Below are 19867 nucleotides of genomic sequence, written 5' to 3'. Positions count from 1 at the left end.
TTGCTAAATGTTTAATTAACGCCCCCATCAATTTACAGACTGGCCTATGCAGTAAAAATGGTCATTCTTCTCGAGAATCCTCTCTTTTTGTTTAAAAATAAACCTCCTATATTCCAAAAAGGAATTAAAAATCAGATTTTATTCTTTTTTGCTTTTCTTAATAGCGGCTAAGCTAACTGACATTACATTGATATAGGGCCGTACCCATGTTGTTAAAAGAGCTTTCATCACTCGCTTCGCCATTGTCGACAGTGCAGGTGGATAAGTTAAAGCAGCTCACTGCAGAGCTGAGCGCCGTGCAACTTGCATGGGTAAGTGGATATCTATCCGCTACTGCCGAGCAAGGAACCAACCTTCTTAGTAGCGAAACTGCTGCTCAAAGTGCTCCCGCGCAGACCATCACTATTCTTTATGGTAGTCAGACTGGCAATGGCCGCGGAGTGGCAAGTGAATTAGCCGCGAAAGCTCAAGCACAAGGCTATGCCGTCAATCTCGCTTCTATGGGGGACTATAAGGTCCGTCAATTGAAGCAAGAAACCATATTGCTTGCGGTTGTCAGTACTCATGGTGAAGGCGAAGCGCCTGATGATGCTATCGAGTTGCATAAGTTCCTGGCATCGAAGCGTGCGCCTAAGTTAGATAATTTAAACTATTCGGTATTAGCACTGGGCGATACCAGTTACGAATTCTTCTGCCAGACGGGCAAAGATTTCGATGAGCGACTTACCGCCCTCGGTGCTAAATCTATTCAACCCATAGCGCTATGCGATGTTGATTATGAATCTGCAGCAGAGCAATGGCAGCAGAGCGTTTTAGAAGCAGTTAAGCCGTTAATTGACACTTCGGGTGCGAGTGTTGTCTCACTCTCTGGAGCAGGGCTACCAGGCGCTACTACAAGTGCGTTTACCAAGCAGAAGCCTTTTACCGCTGAGCTACTCGTGAGTCAGAAACTAACGGGTCGTGATTCAGATCGTGACGTTCGCCATGTAGAGATTGATCTTGGTGAGTCAGGGATCCGTTATCAGGCCGGTGATGCGCTAGGGGTCTGGTTTACCAATTCAGAAACCTTAGTCGATGAGCTACTGACCAAGCTATCCTTAGAGGGTGATGAAGCGGTGACAGTCGGCAAAGATGCATTGTCACTCAAACAAGCCTTGATCGAGAAAAAGGAGCTAACTCAGCTTTATCCCGGTTTAATAAAGGATTGGTCTGCACTAAGCGGCAATGGTGAGCTAATCGCGATTGCCGAAGATAAAGAGCTGACACGCCAATTTGTACACAATAATCAGTTAGCCGATCTGGTGACAAACTATAGCGCCGAAGTAACGGCACTGCAGTTGCTATCTATGTTGCGACCCATAACGCCTCGTCTATATTCAATTGCTTCCAGCCAATCTGAAGTTGAATCTGAGGTGCACTTAACTGTGGCTTTAGTCGAGGATGACCGAGATGGTATTGCTAGATTCGGTGGTGCTTCACAGTTCTTAGCACAGGCAGATGAAGCGGCTGAAATCAAAGTTTATGTCGAGCCAAATAATCACTTTAGATTACCTCAAAACCCAGAAACACCAGTGATCATGGTGGGACCTGGTACTGGCGTTGCACCGTTTAGAGCCTTTATGCAGGAGCGTGCAGCTCAAGGCATTGAAGGAAATAGCTGGCTTATTTTCGGAAATCCTCATTTTGAGCAGGATTTTCTCTATCAAACTGAGTGGCAGCAATACCTTAACGATGGTTCGCTATCTCGTATCGACTTAGCATTCTCAAGAGACCAAGAGCACAAGATCTATGTTCAGCACAAGATCGCTGAGCAAGGTGAAGAGCTGTGGCGTTGGCTTGAGTCTGGTGCACACTTTTATATCTGTGGTGATGCTGAGCGTATGGCGAAAGATGTGCATCAAGCCTTACTGGATGTAGCGGTTAAGTTTGGTGGTAAATCAGCAGAAGAAGCTGATGCCTACTTCGAAAACCTGCGTAGTGAAAAACGTTACCAGAAAGATGTTTATTGATATTCAGAAGCCTTGTCGGGCCTCGAACCCAGTGAGTAGATCTTCTGTTTAAACCTAATATAAGATGCGATGCCAATATGAGCGTCGCACCAAAGAGATGAGTGAGGCGGTGGCCATGAGTGAAGAAAAATTATCGGTTAATGAGTACCTGAAAACAGACAGTAACTTTCTTAGAGGCACGATTGAGGAGGGGTTAGATACCGCAGTTACAGGCTCATTCAGTGAAGGCGATCAGCAGCTAATTAAATTCCATGGCTTTTATCAGCAAGATGACCGCGACCTAAGAAATGAACGTAAAGAACAAAAACTAGAGCCTTTATATAGCTTTATGTTACGTGCCCGCGTTGCTGGTGGCGTATGTAGTCCTGAGCAATGGTTAGGCGTCGATGAGATCGCATCCAACTTGACCAGCTCAAACAGCATTCGCTTAACCACGCGCCAAACGTTTCAGTACCATGGTATTTCAAAACGTAACCTAAGGACTCTGATCCAGAGCCTGGACAGCAAGGCGCTAGATTCAATTGCGGCTTGTGGCGATGTAAACCGCAATGTCATGTGTAATCCTAACCCTGTGGAATCTCGTCTGCATGAGCAGGCCTATTACTGGGCTAAGCAATTATCAGATCAATATTTACCACGCACTAAGGCTTACGCTGAAATTTGGTTAGGTGATGATAAGGTTGTCACCAACGAGGGCGATGAGGTTGAACCTGTTTATGGTAAGACCTATCTGCCGCGTAAATTTAAAATGGCAGTGGCTGTACCACCAGACAATGACGTTGACGTATATACCAATGATTTAGGCTTTGTTGCCGTGGCCGAAGAGGGCGAGCTGATTGGCTTTAACTTAGTGGCTGGTGGCGGGATGGGATCGACTCATGGCGAAGTGGAAACCTTCCCACGTCTTGCCGATGATTTTGGCTTTATCAAGGCCGAAGACACGCTCAAATTTGCCGAGGCCGTGCTTAAGGTACAGCGAGATTGGGGTAACCGTTCCAACCGTAAACTGTCACGTCTTAAGTACACCATAGTGAAGCATGGTTATGAGGCATTCAAAGCAGAAGTTGAGAAGCGCGCAGGGGTTAAGTTCGAGCCTAAACGTGATGTAGTGATCGGCGATCGTGGCGATCGTTATGGCTGGATTAAAGGTGTCGATAATCAGTGGCACTTGACGTTGTTTATTGAAGGGGGTCGGATCAAAGACTTACCTGGCCAGCCGTTGCAAACAGGATTAAGAGAAATAGCCAAGATCCATAAAGGCGATTTCCGTATGACATCAAATCAAAACTTAATCATTGCTGGTGTCACCGAAGAAGATAAGCAAACCATTGAAGCTTTGGCTAGAAGTCACGGTTTAATGGGCAAGTTGATTACAGAAACTCGTGGCCGCTCTATTGCTTGTGTGGCTTTGCCAACTTGTGCGCTTGCAATGGCTGAGGCCGAGCGTTATTTCCCGGACTTCCTCACTAAAGTTGAGTCATTGCAGGAGAAGCATGGCTTCTTGGATCAAGGGATCGTTATCCGTATGACAGGTTGTCCCAATGGCTGTGCCCGACCTTTTGCGGCGGAGATTGGCTTGGTAGGTAAAGCGCCCGGTCGTTATAACCTCTATTTAGGCGCGAGCTTTGAAGGTACACGTTTAAATAAACTTTATCGTGAAAATATTCAAGAGGCTGAGATTTTATCTGAGCTAGATAGCTTGTTTGCACGATATGTTGATGAGCGGGAAGAGGCTGAGACTTTCGGTAATTTTACGGTACGTATCGGCGTCGTGGCCGCGGTTAACGATGCCGCTAAGGATTTTCATGGACAACAGAATACAAATGCCTGAATCAGTCGTCACTTCTGTCGAGTTGCTGGCGCTCTTGAGCGCGCCAGCCGTTGAGCAGAAGGGTGAGCTTGAGCGAATTAACCGCTATTTAGCTAAGCTAACACCACAGCAGAGAGTGGCGTGGGCGCTTGAGTATCTTCCAGACACTCACGCAATGTCATCAAGTTTTGGGATCCAGGGCGCGGTGATGTTACATCTGGTTAGCGCTCAGAAAGCCGATATTCCCGTTATTTTAACCGATACCGGCTATCTGTTTCCTGAAACGTATCGATTTATCGATGAATTGTCAGAGCGCTTAGCGCTAAACCTGAAGACATTTGCATCACCGATGACGCCAGCCTGGCAAGAGGCGCGTTTTGGTTTGTTGTGGGAAAAGGGACTAGATGGTTTAGAGCAGTACAACCGGATGAATAAGGTTGAACCTATGCAGCGGGCCCTCGATAAGTTAGCGGTCGGGACCTGGTTTGCTGGTTTGCGCCGCAGTCAATCGAGTACGCGTGAAGCTCTGCCAATTTTGGCTATCCATGGGACGCGGTATAAAATTTTGCCAATCTTAGATTGGAGCAATAAAGATGTGCACGAGTACCTAACTGAGCATGAGCTGCCTTATCATCCGCTGTGGGATCAAGGTTATGTTTCTGTTGGAGATACGCATTCAAGCAAACCGCTAGAGCTTGGGATGACTGAAGAGGAGACTCGTTTCAATGGTTTGAAGCGAGAGTGTGGCCTGCACTTCGAGATTTAGTTGTGGATAAGATTTTATTTTCATTTGTTCGCATCTACTTAATTTTATAACTGAAATAGAGTGCTTGATTCTACTTTCGTTGTATTTTTTAGTGTTTTGTACATTTTTACGCACAAACTTATGCACAAGTAAAAAAACTAGTCTATAGTCAGAAGTTCCCGTAGGTGGTTTTAGAATGCCGTTCTGTATCGAGTCCATATGTTGGTTACCTTGTAGGTTATAAACATTGGACTCAATGACTTTTAGATCTTCCTAGAGCTTGTTGTCACCCTTGTGACAATACTCGCTAGAAGTCACAGACAGTCTTTAAAATCTAGTTTATCTCTTTGTCGAGATAAGATACTGGTTTTGGTTGGCTTGTTAGCGCCTGCTTAATCAAAAGCCGTTACACCTGAATAGCCCGATGAGGCTATTCAGGTTAAGTTTAGTCAGCTCAGCCTTAACCTCTTGTCAGAACACCCCACAAGTAATGCAGTAAAACTGATTTATATTCAGCATCTTACGCGCTGGTTTTAGCCGGGCTATTTGTGGTGTCTAGTACCTGAATATTCTAATTATCTTATAGTATATCTAATCCGCTTATGGTCAGTTTGTTCCTGCTCTAGTACACTTGAGTCAGTTCTATTGTGTACAGAGATAGACGCTATCCCCTAAGGGAATTTCAAACAATAAAATGGAGTTTAATGAATGAAGAAAATATTAATTGCTGCCGCTGTTGTCGCCGCCGGAGCAGGCGGGTACTGGGTGAGTCAACAGCCTAGTTCCAGTGCTGAACAGTCAAACACAGTGCTTGCTTCTGTACCAGCCGACACACCAATATTTTCTGGTCAATTGGCTCCTTTTCCCATTAAGTCATATATCAACTCTTTGTCGCAAAGCTATAAAACCTACCCTGATGACATGTTTGCTGAATTTGAGCAGTCAGATGATGCTAGAGCAAAGTTTTTCGTCAGTCTGAGTCAGATATATATGGAAAGCCTAGAGAGTGGTGAAAAGTTTGTCACCACTTTTGGTTTGGCTGATGAGGTTAAGAGTTATTTCTATACCTTAGGCTTACTGCCAGTTCTTAAGCTCGACGTGGCAAAACCTGAAGCTATCTGGGCTCTGCTTGATAAAGCTGAGCAGGAAAGTGGTTATAGCCATGAGATGAAAACGGTTAAAGGAGTGTCTTACCGAGCATATACCTTAACTGATGTCGGCGATTCTGAGCCCATTGAGCTGTTGTTTTCTCAGCAAGCTGGTTTACTCACCGTGACCTTAGATACACCAATGCTTGGTGAAGGGATACTTGAAACGGCTTTAGGCTTAAACCCTATAACCCCCTCGTTGGCAGATTCAGGTATTTTACAGAATATTATCAAAACTCATGGTTTCCGTGATGAATCTATCGGCTTTATTAATCATCAAGAGCTGGTTAAAGCAATGACCACCAAAGATGGTAATCAGCTCGCTAGGCAGTTGACAGCGTTAGCAGAGCAAGAGGGGGAAGATCCTTTATTGGAGCTCAGAACGCCAGATTGTCATAGTGAGTTGTCGGCGATTGCAGCTAATTGGCCTCGTACTGTTTTCGGACTTAATCAGCTTTCAATTGGTGATAAAGAGAGCAGCATGGATTTCTCTACTGTGATTGAGAGTAAGAATCAGACCTTGCTCAATGCACTCAAGAGCATGCGTGGTTTTATTCCTGATTATGTGAAGAACAGTCAGGACTCTGTGTTTTCTATGGGAATAGGCATCGAACTCAATCAATTGGTACCTTCGTTAACCGCAGTATGGGATGAGGTTTTACAACCTCAATATCAGTGTGATGTTTTGAATCAAATACAGCAGGAGATGTCAGGACAAAGCCCAGCGATGCTAGGCATGTTTACTGGCATGGCAAATGGAGTTCGTGGTGTCAGTGCTACATTGATTGATTACAAGTTTGCTGAAGCATCGGATCAGAGCGAACCCAGTTTAGAAAGTGTCGATGCACTCATTAGCTTGTCTGCCGATAATCCAAGTATGCTATTTAACATGGCTAAGTCCTTTGTACCTGAGCTTGCCAATATTCAATTACCGCAAGATGGTAGCGCACTCGATCTTTCACACATAGTACCTCTTCCTCCTGAATACGGCATTTCACCTAAACTTGCAGTGAAAGGCGATCATCTGGTGCTTTATACGGGAGACAAAGCAGCTGCTGTTGCCGAAAAACTATCCAGCGAAAAGTTAGACAATAATGGTCTATACAGTGTTTATTTGGACTACAGTAAAGTCTTTGCGCCTATTCTTAGCTTAGCTGAAATGACCGGAGAGCCTATACCTGAAGAGTTTTCAATGATGAAAGATTACAATATGCAGGTACAGATGGGTCTGGATATTAATGATCAAGGTATCGTTTTTGATTCTTACATGAATAATAAAGTGTCATCAGACAAGGATACACAAGGCGGCGAGTAAGCTATTATAGTGACCCATTAAAGAGCCAGCTTTGCTGGTTCTTTTTTTTAGCGAGTTTCTCGGTGGTTACCCCCCTTGTTGAATGTCGCTGGGATAGTAAAAATAGTCGAGGTAGAAAGTGATCATCGCTGGATTTTTTTTAAAGGCAAATGAAGTGCGAATTGTTAGCCTTAATGGCCATCGCGGCTCTCATGAGCTAGTGTCACCTAAGTTTAATAAACTGAGTTTAAGTAAAAACCCTAGTCAAGAGGAAGTCGCCACTTTTTCTGCCGCGATCAATGCATATTGTGAAGAGAATAATATTGAAAAAGTGGTCCTAAATCGTAGGGCAAGCAAGGGACAAGGCGCTGGAGGAGCTGGCACCTTCTTAATGGAAGGAGTTATATTAGCCAGAACAACAGTTTGTGTGGAGTTGGTACACCCTGCAACGCTTAGAGCGACAGATAAACGTACGCTTGAGTTAAAAGAGGTCAAGCCGAAGACAGTCGATTTAGGAAAAGCCTACGATCTTGCTTTCGAGCTGCTAGCTTAATGTTAACTGAACTTTTGCTACCAATGCTGATGAATTCTTTGATGGCTACTGGCTATTTTGAATCAAATTCGGCTTTGTTATTCCATCAAAACCTTAAGTAGGGTATAAGTGCGCTATGAAAATTCCGAAACGCATTCAGCCTCTCGTCGATGAAGGCTTAGTTGATGAAGTCCTTCGTCCTTTGATGAGTGGCAAAGAGGCAGATGTTTATGTCGTCCGTTGTGGTGATGATGTACGATGTGCCAAAATTTATAAAGAAGCCGAGCAGCGTAGCTTTAAGCAGGCGGTTCAATATCGTGAGGGCAGAAAGGGTCGTAATAGTCGACGTGCTCGTGCGATGGAGAAAGGCTCTAAATTTGGCCGTAATGAGCAGGAAAACTCCTGGCAAAATGCCGAAGTCGATGCCCTGTTTCGCCTAGCCGATGCCGGCGTGCGAGTCCCGCAGCCCTATGGTTGTTTCGATGGTGTGCTATTGATGGAGCTGATCACCGATGATCAAGGATATGTGGCGCCAAGGCTCAACGACATCACCTTGACCCGTGAGCAGGCACTAGAGCAGCACAAATCAGTGATAAAAGATGTGCAGCGTATGTTGTGTGTCGGCTTAATCCATGGCGACTTGTCTGAGTTTAATGTGTTGCTGGACAGTAAAGGCCCTGTGATCATAGACCTCCCTCAGGCAGTCGACGCGGCAGCAAACAATAATGCTAAGCGTATGCTTGAACGGGATGTGAACAATATGACCCGGTATTACGGTCAGTATGCTCCTGATCTTCTTAGTAGCAAGTATGCTAAAGAGATGTGGGCCCTGTTTGAGTCGGGTAAGCTAAATCCTGAGTCTGAGTTGACGGGTCAGTTTGCAGAGAGTGATAAGGCTGCCGATGTCGATTCGGTACTGGCTGAAATTGAAGCCGCTTTCGACGAAGAGCAAGAACGTAAAGAACGGATTAGAGAAGCTGCTGAAGGTTAAAGAGAAGGTTCTAGTTCCTAGGGACTAGAACCTAATACCTGGCACTTAGTTACTTTTTTCAATCCCTAACTGCTTCAAGTTTGCCGCAATATCTTCAGCTGCTGTTTCTGCATTGATATCTTCATCGATCTTTAAGATTTTACCCTCCTTGCCAATATAGAAGGTCACTCTGCTGGCGACACGTACAAAGTTGAGTACATCGTAAGCTTTGGCTGTTTTTTTGCTGGGGTCGCTCAGCATTGGAAAGTCTGCTTTCTGTTTTTCTGCAAAATCTTTATTGTCTTCTAAGTCATCGACGCTTGCCATCATGTAAACGGCATTGTACTCACGGATCAAGTGCCCCTTTTGTACTAAAGAGCGGCATTCTAGGGTGCATCCATGGGTGTTCGCCATTGGGTACCAAGCAAGGACTAAGGTCTGTTTGCCTAAGTAGTCACTCAATTGATAGAAGTGTCCATCGGTGGATTGCAATTTGAAGTTAGGCGCAGTATCGCCGACCTTTAGATCTGTGGCTGTAGCTGAAAAGCTGAGTAGTGATAACAGAATAAATTTTATCGCATGTTTGAACATCTTGGATACCTAGTGGCTGAGATATATATAATTATAATCAAGTTACCACATTATTTGCAGCTTGCTTGTACTGTTTGTTTAGATAATTGAGCAGCTTGTCGTGAGCTTGATGCGTTCATCTCCCTCAACTAATGCGGTGAGACTTTCTCCTGATGATAGGTTCAATATTTGTTGTTTGGATACCGGTGAGTCACGATTGGGCTCGGTTATGTTCAGGGTGAACTCTAGCCTTATCATTTCATTATCAATTACTGTCGGTAACACAATGACCGAGAGGTGTTCCTTGTTTATCTTAAGTTCATGCTCAGAGAGACACGTCTGGCTATCTTCTAAGACCATTTGGTTATCTATAGATATTTTAGTCTCAAGGGTTAACTGAGCTTTACTGGAGAGCTCGAAATTGGCTGCTTTTTTCTATATTGTGCGTTTAGGTAGAATCCGCCGATAGGACTGCTCATCTAAATACCTTATTGTTTTTTACTTTATTTTTATTATTTACTGATGAGTTTTCAGCCGGTAAGAGGATGAAAACGAGCTTAATGACAATATTCGATTCTACTAATCCTTTTGACTCTACTACGCCTCTTTATTGTTTTCTAGCTCAATAAGTAAGTTGGCATAATTTATCCAATCTATAATGAGCGCCTTTACCATCATCTGCGTGCCAGGATCTACTTGAGGATGTTCACCTTTTGACTTTAAGGATTCCACCACTTTTCTTACCGCTAAAGGCTGCATACTGATTTTAAAATTGTCTTTAGGGTTAGGGGTATTATCTGGCTGAGGATTGATTGGATTGAACAATTGGTTTTGTACCGATAGTGCTAATTGGGGATTGATGCCTCTTAGCAAGGTGACAGTCATTCTTAAAGCACCTCGGCTAAAGGTGTCGGCAGTTAATGCGGTTATTTTTTGACTTGCCATATTGTTTCTCATTTTACTTGGTCTTGAGTTAATTGAATTTAGCCTCTTTCAGAGGTGGAGTCTTGTGATTGTAGACAACTTGAGGCGCTGTAGGCTCACTAACTATCAGCGAAACGAGTCCCTGCCAGTGAATATTATCATTGATAGGAAGGGAGATATCCGGTTGAGTACCAATGCCTGATAATAAATCTCCTTGCATACTGTAAGTGAGACTGGCGGTTAGCTCAATTTTGATGCCGCTATTTGGCAAGATAAAAGCGTAATGTCTTCCAAAATCTCCAGAGGTCTTTTCACCAATCAGAGTGACTCTAGATAAGGATTTTGCAAAGTAGACTATCCATTCACATTCACGTCGGCATTCAGGTCCGATAAGCAAGACTAAATGTGGCTGAAGGGAGGGGTCGGGCGGCTTTAAAGCCGCTTGTGTTAAAACCGGTGATCTCTTTCCATACCAAAGTCCGAAATGGCTATTTTCAGACAAGGTGACATCCTGACTTGCCTGGCTAAATTCTATCTGTTCAAAAAAGCTAAGCTCATCGAAAGGAAGAAATCCAAGTGGCTTTAGAAAGTCTGATTTAAAGTCGAGAGAGCGTCTATATTGGCCGAAAGCCATAAGGCTTTGCTTAGTTTTAGTATTGTGAACTGCAGGTGGAACGTCAGCATAATGATTGGCTATCCAGCTCAACAATTTATCATTGTTACCATTGGAATTTCTTAGGTCTAAGATAGTCATAGGCTGCTGAAGGCTGTCATCTAGCTGCGTTGCCAGCTTAGGATCTGTTTCAATATCAGCAAGATCTGCAATGGGGATGTATGTTGGCAATAAATCAGCGTTTGACCAGAGTAACTTACCAAGTATAGAAGCGTTATTTTTAGTTGATGACAGTGAATTAATTGGCAAAGACAGCTGCATATTAGAATCGGCATTGTCGGTGAGACTGAGTAAGACGCTGGCTTTGTGTGGTAGGCCCATATCGTACCTCAGCATGCTTAACTGAGATAATCCATCGACTCGAGCACTTAGGCTTTGTTTTTCGGGACCAGAAAGAAACTTTTGACTGGCCTGCTCCCATCGGGTGATTGGAATGCCATCGATATGGGTAATAAAAGGATGATCTTCATCCAGGAGCTGGGAATTTGAGCCTAGAGCAAGCCATGAGTCTGCGACAACCCTAAGTGTAAATGGCAGTTTTTCAGCCTCTAACCTTGGGTAAAAAATAGTAAGCCCTGGATCATCAAGGATAGCCAGAAGCTTTAAGATTTCAGTATAAAAGGCTTGGGTTTCTTGAAAGTGAGATAATCGAAAAAGCAGAGGCTCGATTTTACTGACTAGGCGAGTAAACTTTTCTGGATTGAGGGAAGACAATGCTGAATGTTGTTCAACTTGCTGAAGTAAAAAGTCGAGATCTTGGTGCATTTCATGCTGGGTTAAACTGGATTTATATTCGAAGTTCAATAGGGTCAAGCGAGCTAATTGCAAGGTGCTAAGTAGCAGGCAAATTCCAAATATGTTTACTATTTGTGGATACCCGAATTTCATATCTCTCCTTGATATGTGTGAGCCTAAGCAACGTAAGCAGAATATTGAGCATGAACACGCAGTAAGCCCTGAGTTAAGATATTTTATGTGGCTCAGCGTAAACTCAATAAGCTTTTCTCGTTGAATTATAGCTGATAAATATGCTGATAGAACCTACTCTTGTTCATCTTTCAATTTTTTAGCTTAAGTATACCTCCATGTTTATACAGTTGTTTTCCTTATCACCTCTTCGAGTGATACTGCCGCAGATTGGTTCGACCAATGACGTTCGATAAATGGCGACTAATGCAGAAGCAATGCAGAAGTATAGTGTTGATATCGGTTAGCCTTGGTTGAAAGCTATCTTCTTTTAATAACTAAAAGCTATAACTGAAAAGAAATAACTATTTATTAAGTTATAAGTAGGCGGTTATATTTAGACTATTGAAAGTCGTGTGTGGGGCATAGAGATGGAAGTAGTCACTTTACCGGGTCAAAGAGCCGGTGGCAAAGTTTGGTTAGTCGGCGCAGGTCCAGGTGATGTTGAGCTATTGACGCTTAAGGCATATCGCATTCTACAGACTGCTGATGTCGTTCTCTATGATGCACTCGTTAGCGCAGATATTATGGCGCTGGTGCCACAAAGTGCAGAGAAGATCCCTGTCGGTAAGCGAGCTGGCAAGCATAGCGCTGCACAGGATGAAATTAACCAGCTTCTGGTCACTAAAGCCTTTACCAAACAAAACGTGGTACGGCTTAAGGGTGGGGACCCATTCATTTTTGGCCGTGGTGGCGAAGAGCTACAAACTTTAGTAGAAGCAGGTTTAGCGTTTGAAGTTATCCCGGGTATTACCGCTGCTAGTGGCACCTCGGCGTATGCCGGTATTCCGTTGACTCATAGAGATTATGCACAAGGTGTGACATTTATAACTGGTCACTGTCAGCTTGAGAGCCGCCCTATGGATTGGAATGGCTATGCCAACCCCAATAATACTCTAGTTATCTATATGGGGATCTTAAATGCGGGCTTGATTAGGAATGGCCTAGTCAATGCTGGACGGAGCGAAAACACACCAGTGGCGATAGTTTCGAAAGCAACCACACAAGAACAAAGATGTTTTATCGGTACCTTGGGGCAACTAGAAAAGCTTGCAGCAGAACCAGAGCTTAAGATGCCAGCCTTGATGATCATTGGTGAGGTGGTAGAGCTAGCCGATAGCCTAAATTGGTTCCATCCTGATGCAGATAAAAGTCAAAAAAATGAAGAGTTAGCTATAAACTTTCATTCTGAGTTAGCGCTATAAAGCTAGCGAGTCATTACTCAATTTTAAAGTCTTTAACAAACAGAGATCTCATTGCATTGGTGTAGTCATTATCAGCCTTTGGCTGAATAAGCTGAGTGAGCTCATCACCAATTGGCGTTAAACGGTAATAGTTAAATAATAGGTGTCCACTTTTGGGGGTAAGCTTCATCTGGGTGTTGAATAAGGTGAAATTTATCGGGGTTTTACTATTGAGTAAACCTGTTTCAAATTCACTTTTATGGAGTATACCCGCATCGACTAAGGTGAGAATGTTTGAGTAAGGTAAGCCGAAATTAGATAGGCCAATATTGATAGGGGCTGACTTTCTGAAGATTTGACCAATTCCTCCCGTATAGCGATAACCAATAATAAGTTTTAAACGCGTCTCGTTATTGACCTTAACGGCCATGCCTAAGGCTTTCTCTAATAGCTGTGCTTCTTTATGGGTCAACTGCTTAAGGGTTGTGAGTGTTCTGAGGCTAAAGTTACCTGGACTGGTTATTTCGTTAGCGAGAATTCGTCCCCATAGTTCCTGCATTTTTCTATTGTGGATCTGTTCTGCCATTTGAAAAAACTGATGAGCCCAATCTGGATCTAAATCAGTTCCGGTAACATCTGATGGAGTATGGCTTAAGGAGATGGCATATATGGTCTCAAGATTCGTTTGATACTGACTCATCAATTTTCGATTCCTATGCTCGGCTCTTTCGGCTACCGATGCATTAGTTGGTCTATAACCCTCTTCACTACTTAATCCAAGTTGACGGCCGAGTAAAAGTGCCTTCTTGCGCGCAGAAACATCAGGCTGTGCTGATCTTGCTTCACTAATTTTTGTTATTTCGGCCATGCGACTCTCAGGTAATGACAATAGTAAAGAGCAGTATAGTACCTTATCCCCATCCACATTAAATCAGGTTATTTACTCACCTTTGCTCTAGGTCTTTTGCGGCCAACTCCAATTTACTTCATTTCCCTGTGTAGGGGCATTAGGTATATTTCGAGCGAGGCACAAGGAGCAAACAGCAAACCCTGCTCCTATATAAAATACTGCCTGTGGTGAATGGAGCCAAAGCAGTCCAAGTAATACAGGGATCACTACGGCGGCAATATGATTAATCGTAAAGCTCACCGACATGGTTGCCGCAATATCTTTACCGTCGGCAATTTTTTGAAAATAGGTTTTTATCGCAATGGCCATAGCAAAGAGTAAGTGATCGATAACATAGAGTGCAGCCGCTATTTCGGGTTGCTGTACCCAGGCATAACTGACAAAGATAATAATAAGACCAATGTACTCGATAGTCAGGGCTCTACGCTCTCCAATTCGCCCAATAAAGCGGCCAATAGCCGGCGCAAATAGCAAGTTGAACACATAGTTAATTAAGAATAAGGCGGTGATTTCACTGACGCTATAGCCAAATTTTTCGACCATCATGAAGCCTGCGAAGACCATAAATATTTGGCGTCTTGCTCCCGAAAAGAAGGTCAGCAGATAAAAGAGCCAATACTTTTTCCTTAAGATAATTTTTTTATGCTGCACTTCGCCCACATCGAACCTGGGGAAATATAAGGTGATGGTTAGCACCATGACTAGGCCTAAGCAGCCAATTAATGCATACATCCACACATAATCGAGCTTTAGCCAGGTCATCACCACCCAGATGCTGGCATAACCTGATAGCGCGGCTGCGGAGCGCCAAGCCAGTGCTTTTCCAAGAAATCCTGCAGTATCTTTCTTGTCGACCCATTGCAGGGTGAGGGATTGATTGACCGTTTCAAAATAATGGAAGCCAACAGACATCAATACTGTGGTGATGTATAGCCCTAGCACTTGAGGGTAATAGCCGGTGATAGCGACACCAATAGATAACACAGCTAAAGAAAGTAAAGCGAAGCTCTGCTCACGAATTAGCAAGAGTACAAAGATAGCAGTAAAAGCCAGAAAGCCTGGCACTTCACGTAGGCTCTGTAAAATACCAATCTCAACACCGGTAAATTGGGCGCGTTCGATGACAAAGTTATTGAGTAACACTTGCCATACAGAGAAGACCAGCGACATGATAAAAGTCATCCAAAGCAGTAAATTTTGCGGACTTTTACGGTTCATAACTGGCTCCAACTCTTGCTTATTAGCAGGAGAAGATAAATTGATAACGCTAAGGAGTTATAAGGCATTGATCATCCATGCAACGACCTAAAAGGCCAAGAGGCTAAGTGGCTAAGTGTGAAATTAACACTCAGTTTACATGAGTTTTTTCTTATCTTGTTAGTATTAATGCTTTATCTCTCAGTCCTCAAAACAAATCCACTCTACACGCTGCACACGTAATATTAGTGTTCACGAATGTAAATGTGATGTAAATTGTATTGCAAAGCTAAATGTAAAGTTTAATGCAAATCGTTTTCATTTATAGTAGGTTGTTGACAAATTTAGGGGGCTGCTGTTAATCAGTGTGGAGAGATTAATGAAAACAAAGTTAAGTTTACTGGCGCTATGTATCGCTGGTTTTAGTTGTACCAGTGCTTTTGCTGCAACGGATCCTGTTCTATTAGAGCAGGCAATTGCTAAGCAGGAGGCTGAACTTAATAAGCTTAAAAAAGATCTAGCGGCTCTTGCTGCTCAACAGAAAGAGCAAAAAGAGACACAAGACAAGCAGGCTGAAATTGTTGCGACGACTAAGCAGCAAAACCTGGAGAGTATGTTTAGCAAGTTTTCATTTAAATCTTACGGCAGCATGAACTTTACCAGTGATGAGTATTTTGAAAATGTTCAAGATACAAATCCAGAGCGTCGTAACCGTTTCGATCTAGAGCGAATTGTCACAGAGTTTGGTTATCAGTTTACTGACGAATGGGATATGGAAATTGAGATCGAGTATGAACACGGTGGTACAGGTGCTTCACTCGAATATGATGGTTTTGATGAGTTTGGTGAGTTTGAATCTGAGATTGAAGCGGGCGGTGAGGTTATCGTTGAGAAGGCTCAATTAAGATATCGTCCAAGCGATGCCATCGGCGTTAAGTTCGGTAGCATTCATCTTCCTGTCGGTTTGTCTAGTATGCTTCATAAACCAAATCAATATCTTACTGTTCAGCGCCACCGTAGTGAAGCAGCTATGGTGCCGGCTGTTTGGAACGAGATGGGGGTCGGAGTATTTGGTGAGCTTGCAAATTTCCATTATCAAGCACAGGTCATCAGTGGCTTAAATTCGGAATATTTCCGCACTTATGATTGGGTTGCTTCTGGCCATCAAACGCGTTTTGAGCATGTGAATGCCGATGACTTAGCTTACGCGCTACGTCTAGATTATGGCAGCTTCAAGCAGGGCACTGCGGTCGGTGTGTCTTACTACTATGGTAATACCACAGGAAATCGAAATAAGAGTAACAAGGTCGAAGGTGATGGCACGGTCAGTATTGCTACTGTCGCTGCAGCTTTTGTTGAGGGCCCTTGGATACTACGTGGTCAGTACATGTACGGTACGCTTAGCGATGCTGATGCAATCACCCAAGCCAACAAAACCACGCCAGGCCTCAAGCCAGGTAACTTTGCTCAATTAGGATCTAAATCTGAAGCTTTCTTTGTTGAAGCAGGCGTCGATTTAGGTCAATTCACACCAGTTCCAATTACTATTTTTGCCAATATCGATTATTCAAACCCATTGGCAGAAGTGGAAACGGGGACGGCGACAAAGCGCTATGAAAACACATGGACAAGTGTCGGAGTTAACTACTTCCCCATTCCTGAAATTGTGATAAAAGCCGAGGTCGGCCTTCATCAAGTTGCCGTTTCATCAATTCCTGACACCAACTTTTTTGCCTTAGGCGTGGGTTATCAATTCTCGCTATAACAGCCAATTTAACGCATTTTCGCTGCTTAAATAAGCAGTGGGGATGCAAGTTATTATGACGTAAAAATGGAGCTTTACATGAACAACTTTAAGTACTCAGCTGTCGCTTTCGCGCTTATTGCAACCCTTGCCGCTTGTGGTAGTTCTGGTGACGATTCAAGTACACCAGATCCTGAACCTGAAACAGGTTTTGAGTTTGCAGCAACTGAGATGATCACTAATTTAACTGACGATGTGATAGTGAGTGGCTACGCTGCTTTAGCGACGAAAGGCGAAGAGATGCTGCTTGCGGCTCAAACCTTAGTCAATGATCCAACTCAAGCAAATCTTCTCGCTGCACAAGTCGCTTGGAAAGCGGCTCGTTTGCCTTGGGAGCAAGGTGAATCACATATCTTTGGCCCTGTTGATTCGTTAGGTATCGATCCACATTTAGATAGCTGGCCACTAAATACTACCGATCTAACGACGGTATTGGCTAGCGGCTCAGGGTTTGATGCTGACACCATTAAAGGTTGGAACGATGATGTACAAGGTTTCCATACTATGGAATACCTACTGTTTGGTGACGGTGTTGCAGATAATGAGAAAGCCATTGCTGATTTAACTTCTGCAGAAGCTGATTACCTAATGGGCTTGGCTGAAGTATTCCGTGATTACACTAAGACGCTGGATGATGCATGGCAGATAAGCCATGACGGTCAAACCGGTAGCAATGCCTATGGTGAGTTTGTTAAGAATCCAGGAACAGAGTGGAACACTATTTATGCTTCTCAAGTCGGTGTGATTGAAGAGTTGATTAACGGCATGATAGCCATCGTAGATGAAGTGGGTAACGGTAAAATTGCTGATCCGTTCGGTACATCAATCGATACCGCTGATACGTCAAAAGTTGAATCTCAGTATTCTTGGAATTCACTCACTGACTTTAGCGACAACATTGTTGGCGTACGTAATGTCTATCAAGGTGAGTTTACTGGTGCAGCAGACAAGCAAGGCTTGGTTGATTTCGTTAATGCGGCAGACTCAGTACTCGCTTCACGTATCGGTAGTGAAATCGATGATGCAATTATCAAGATTCAAGCTATCTCAGGTTCAAATGACATGCCATTCCGTCAGGCAATCTTAGATGCTGATGCTCGTGTAAGGGTGCAAACTGCTATTGATGCGCTCTCTAAGCTGCAAGCTAGCCTAGAGACAGACATACTGCCTTTGCTTAATGAGTGGAAAGTATAATAGCGATTGGTATTACTCCCTAGCTAATAAGTTTTGACTAGATAAATCAAAGGGAGGCACCGGAACGGCCTCCTTTTTTTATTTGTGAGTACCCTGTTTCAAGCAGTAAATTTCAGGATAGAGATTAACTGAATGAACTCTTGCAGTGTGAGATGATGATTATGAAGACATATAGATATACCAGTTTAGCGTTTGCCATATGCCTAGGATTAAGTGCTTGTGGTGGTTCAGGTGATGATACGAGTGAGCCTGATAAAAAAGTTTACCCAGCCTATACCGATATGACTGCCAGTGGCGGTGATACAACAACATACGATGCTTCTGAGTCTGGTCATGGATTCTCAACACCAGCGCCAAATTTGACTGAAGCCGAGCTAGAGCATCACCTAGAGGGTGATCTTAGCTTTGAAACTGCTTTTACAACTGCACCTAACCAAGAGCATCCCGATCTCGATGGTTTAGGCCCTGTATTTAACAATACAGATTGTAACTCTTGTCACCAGCGTGACGGGCGTAACTCAACCCCTATTGTACCTGCAGGACAAGAACGCATTAAATTGAGTTCTGCGTCTGGGATATTTTTACGGATCAGTAAGGCTCCTGCTGAGCCATGTACTGAAGGAAATGCGGCGAATGATTACTGTGCGCCCATTGCTGTGCCTAACTTCGGTGGCCAACTCTTCCATAGAGGGGTGCTAAAAGCCCGTGCCGATTGGGAAGATAATCTTTTTGGTGGTCAGGCCGATGTCTATCTCTCTTATGAAACTAAAGAAGTGACTTACCCAGATGGCAGTAGCATTACACTGAAGAAGCCGCTGTTTGATGTTGAAAACCCCTATGATGCACCGGGTGAAACTAAGGGGAGTGTGAACGTTACATCAGATCTGCTTCAAGATGATGTATTGATGGGATGGCGAAATGGTATGCCTGTTTTCGGTTTAGGTTTATTAGAAGCGATCCCTGAAGCCGACATTCTGGCGCTAGTCGATGAAAACGACGCTGATGGAGACAAGATCTCAGGTAGAGCAAACTTCGTTTTTGATGCGGTGAAGGCCCAGGCTGGTGATGAACATCCTGTTTCTCTAGGTCGCTTTGGTTGGAAGGCTAATACTCCAAGTGTTCGCGTGCAATCCCTAGGAGCGCTTCGTGGAGATATCGGCATTACTAATCCGCTTTTCCCTGATGAGAGTGTTGTCGGTACAGCATTACACGATAGCTATCTAACACGTACAGGCTTTACCGATACTGGTGAAGATGAAAATGGCAATCCTGAGGCTGATGCAGCATTCAGTGATTCAGTTGTTTTTTATGCTGAAAGTTTGGCGGTTCCGGCAAGGCGCAATGTGGATGATCCAAATGTGCGTGAAGGCGCTCGTTTGTTCGATGAGATCAACTGTACTGGTTGTCATAAAGCAAGCTTTGTCACTAAATCATCGGGTGATATCGGTGGAACGGCGATGATTGATGGGCATAAGGGCCAGACCATATACCCATTTACTGACATGTTACTGCATGATTTGGGAGAAGATCTTGCCGATGGGCGTCCTGACTTCTTGGCAAATGGCAATGAGTGGCGTACTCGCTCTCTTTGGGGCATAGGGTTAACTCAAACTGTGAACCCCCAAGCTGGCTTCTTACATGATGGCCGTGCAGCAACAATGGAAGAGGCTATCTTATGGCATGGTGGCGAAAGTGAAAATAGCCGTGATGCATTTATGAACTTGAGCAAGACTGAGCGAGATCAAGTGGTTGCCTTCCTGATGTCATTGTAAAGTTCGCTTTAACGGTATATATCCCCTCGCGGAGTGAGTTCATTGCTCCGCGTTTTACTTTCTGAACACTCCGCATTTTATATTGTGTTATACCCCTAATTAAATATCTAAGATAATAATTTGTGATATAGGTAAAGGTATCTGTGTGTTTGCTCTGATGCCTCG

Annotated in this window: 16 protein-coding genes; 10 read left to right on the top strand and 6 right to left on the bottom strand. The window is 43.8% G+C overall.

From position 1 onward, the window contains the following. Nucleotides 1–206: 206 nt before the first annotated feature. From FM038_RS20760 to FM038_RS20735, 6 genes are all read left to right on the top strand, one after another. Nucleotides 207–2009, top strand: a complete 1803-nt coding sequence (locus FM038_RS20760; protein WP_142871382.1) for an assimilatory sulfite reductase (NADPH) flavoprotein subunit — start codon at nt 207–209, stop codon at nt 2007–2009. A gap of 97 nt (nt 2010–2106) precedes the next feature. Next, nucleotides 2107–3840 carry an assimilatory sulfite reductase (NADPH) hemoprotein subunit gene (cysI, locus tag FM038_RS20755; RefSeq protein ID WP_142871667.1) on the top strand — a complete coding sequence of 578 codons (1734 nt, stop codon included), beginning with the start codon at nt 2107–2109 and terminating at the stop codon, nt 3838–3840. Further along, nucleotides 3815–4585 (top strand): phosphoadenylyl-sulfate reductase, encoded by a 771-nt coding sequence (locus FM038_RS20750; RefSeq protein WP_142871383.1) that lies wholly within the window; start codon nt 3815–3817, stop codon nt 4583–4585. Before cysI ends, FM038_RS20750 begins: the two co-directional genes overlap by 26 nt. A gap of 687 nt (nt 4586–5272) precedes the next feature. Next, a complete protein-coding gene (locus tag FM038_RS20745) occupies nt 5273–7027 on the top strand; it encodes a hypothetical protein (RefSeq protein WP_142871384.1) in 1755 nt (584 codons plus the stop codon). Nucleotides 7028–7145: 118 nt separating this feature from the next. Beyond that, nucleotides 7146–7559 (top strand): DUF3010 family protein, encoded by a 414-nt coding sequence (locus FM038_RS20740; protein WP_142871385.1) that lies wholly within the window; start codon nt 7146–7148, stop codon nt 7557–7559. A 115-nt stretch (nt 7560–7674) separates the two neighbouring features. Then, on the top strand, nt 7675–8529 hold the full coding sequence (locus FM038_RS20735; protein ID WP_142871386.1) for a PA4780 family RIO1-like protein kinase: 855 nt from the start codon (nt 7675–7677) through the stop codon (nt 8527–8529). 45 nt (nt 8530–8574) lie between these two features. On the opposite strand, the gene FM038_RS20730 is transcribed toward FM038_RS20735, so the two are convergent. From FM038_RS20730 to FM038_RS20715, 4 genes are all read right to left on the bottom strand, one after another. Then, nucleotides 8575–9099, bottom strand: coding sequence for a peroxiredoxin family protein (locus FM038_RS20730; RefSeq protein WP_142871387.1), 525 nt, complete (start codon nt 9097–9099; stop codon nt 8575–8577). 78 nt (nt 9100–9177) lie between these two features. Further along, the gene (locus FM038_RS20725) at nt 9178–9438 is read right to left on the bottom strand and encodes a hypothetical protein (protein WP_142871388.1); all 261 of its coding nucleotides are present in this window, start codon (nt 9436–9438) and stop codon (nt 9178–9180) included. Between the two features lie 237 nt (nt 9439–9675). Next, nucleotides 9676–10023 (bottom strand): hypothetical protein, encoded by a 348-nt coding sequence (locus FM038_RS20720; RefSeq protein ID WP_142871389.1) that lies wholly within the window; start codon nt 10021–10023, stop codon nt 9676–9678. Nucleotides 10024–10051: 28 nt separating this feature from the next. Next, nucleotides 10052–11563, bottom strand: coding sequence for a S41 family peptidase (locus FM038_RS20715; RefSeq protein WP_223292932.1), 1512 nt, complete (start codon nt 11561–11563; stop codon nt 10052–10054). A 449-nt stretch (nt 11564–12012) separates the two neighbouring features. Between FM038_RS20715 and cobA the strand changes: the two genes are divergently transcribed. Further along, nucleotides 12013–12846 (top strand): uroporphyrinogen-III C-methyltransferase, encoded by an 834-nt coding sequence (cobA, locus tag FM038_RS20710; protein ID WP_142871390.1) that lies wholly within the window; start codon nt 12013–12015, stop codon nt 12844–12846. A gap of 13 nt (nt 12847–12859) precedes the next feature. On the opposite strand, the gene FM038_RS20705 is transcribed toward cobA, so the two are convergent. Further along, nucleotides 12860–13693, bottom strand: a complete 834-nt coding sequence (locus tag FM038_RS20705; RefSeq protein WP_142871391.1) for a TIGR03899 family protein — start codon at nt 13691–13693, stop codon at nt 12860–12862. Between the two features lie 87 nt (nt 13694–13780). Next, complete coding sequence (locus tag FM038_RS20700; protein ID WP_142871392.1) at nt 13781–14953, bottom strand: MFS transporter; 1173 nt, start codon at nt 14951–14953, stop codon at nt 13781–13783. A 358-nt stretch (nt 14954–15311) separates the two neighbouring features. Here FM038_RS20700 and FM038_RS20695 point away from each other — a divergent pair, with 358 nt between their 5' ends. The 3 genes from FM038_RS20695 to FM038_RS20685 all read left to right on the top strand — a co-directional run bounded on the left by FM038_RS20695 (nt 15312) and on the right by FM038_RS20685 (nt 19702). Next, a complete protein-coding gene (locus FM038_RS20695) occupies nt 15312–16697 on the top strand; it encodes a hypothetical protein (protein WP_142871393.1) in 1386 nt (461 codons plus the stop codon). Between the two features lie 78 nt (nt 16698–16775). Then, on the top strand, nt 16776–17930 hold the full coding sequence (locus FM038_RS20690; protein ID WP_142871394.1) for an imelysin family protein: 1155 nt from the start codon (nt 16776–16778) through the stop codon (nt 17928–17930). Between the two features lie 161 nt (nt 17931–18091). Further along, complete coding sequence (locus FM038_RS20685; protein WP_142871395.1) at nt 18092–19702, top strand: di-heme oxidoredictase family protein; 1611 nt, start codon at nt 18092–18094, stop codon at nt 19700–19702. The last annotated feature ends 165 nt before the right edge of the window (nt 19703–19867 follow it).

This window comes from Shewanella eurypsychrophilus (genome assembly GCF_007004545.3).
Taxonomy (GTDB): domain Bacteria; phylum Pseudomonadota; class Gammaproteobacteria; order Enterobacterales; family Shewanellaceae; genus Shewanella; species Shewanella eurypsychrophilus.
This window is presented reverse-complemented; position numbering and strand designations above follow the sequence as displayed.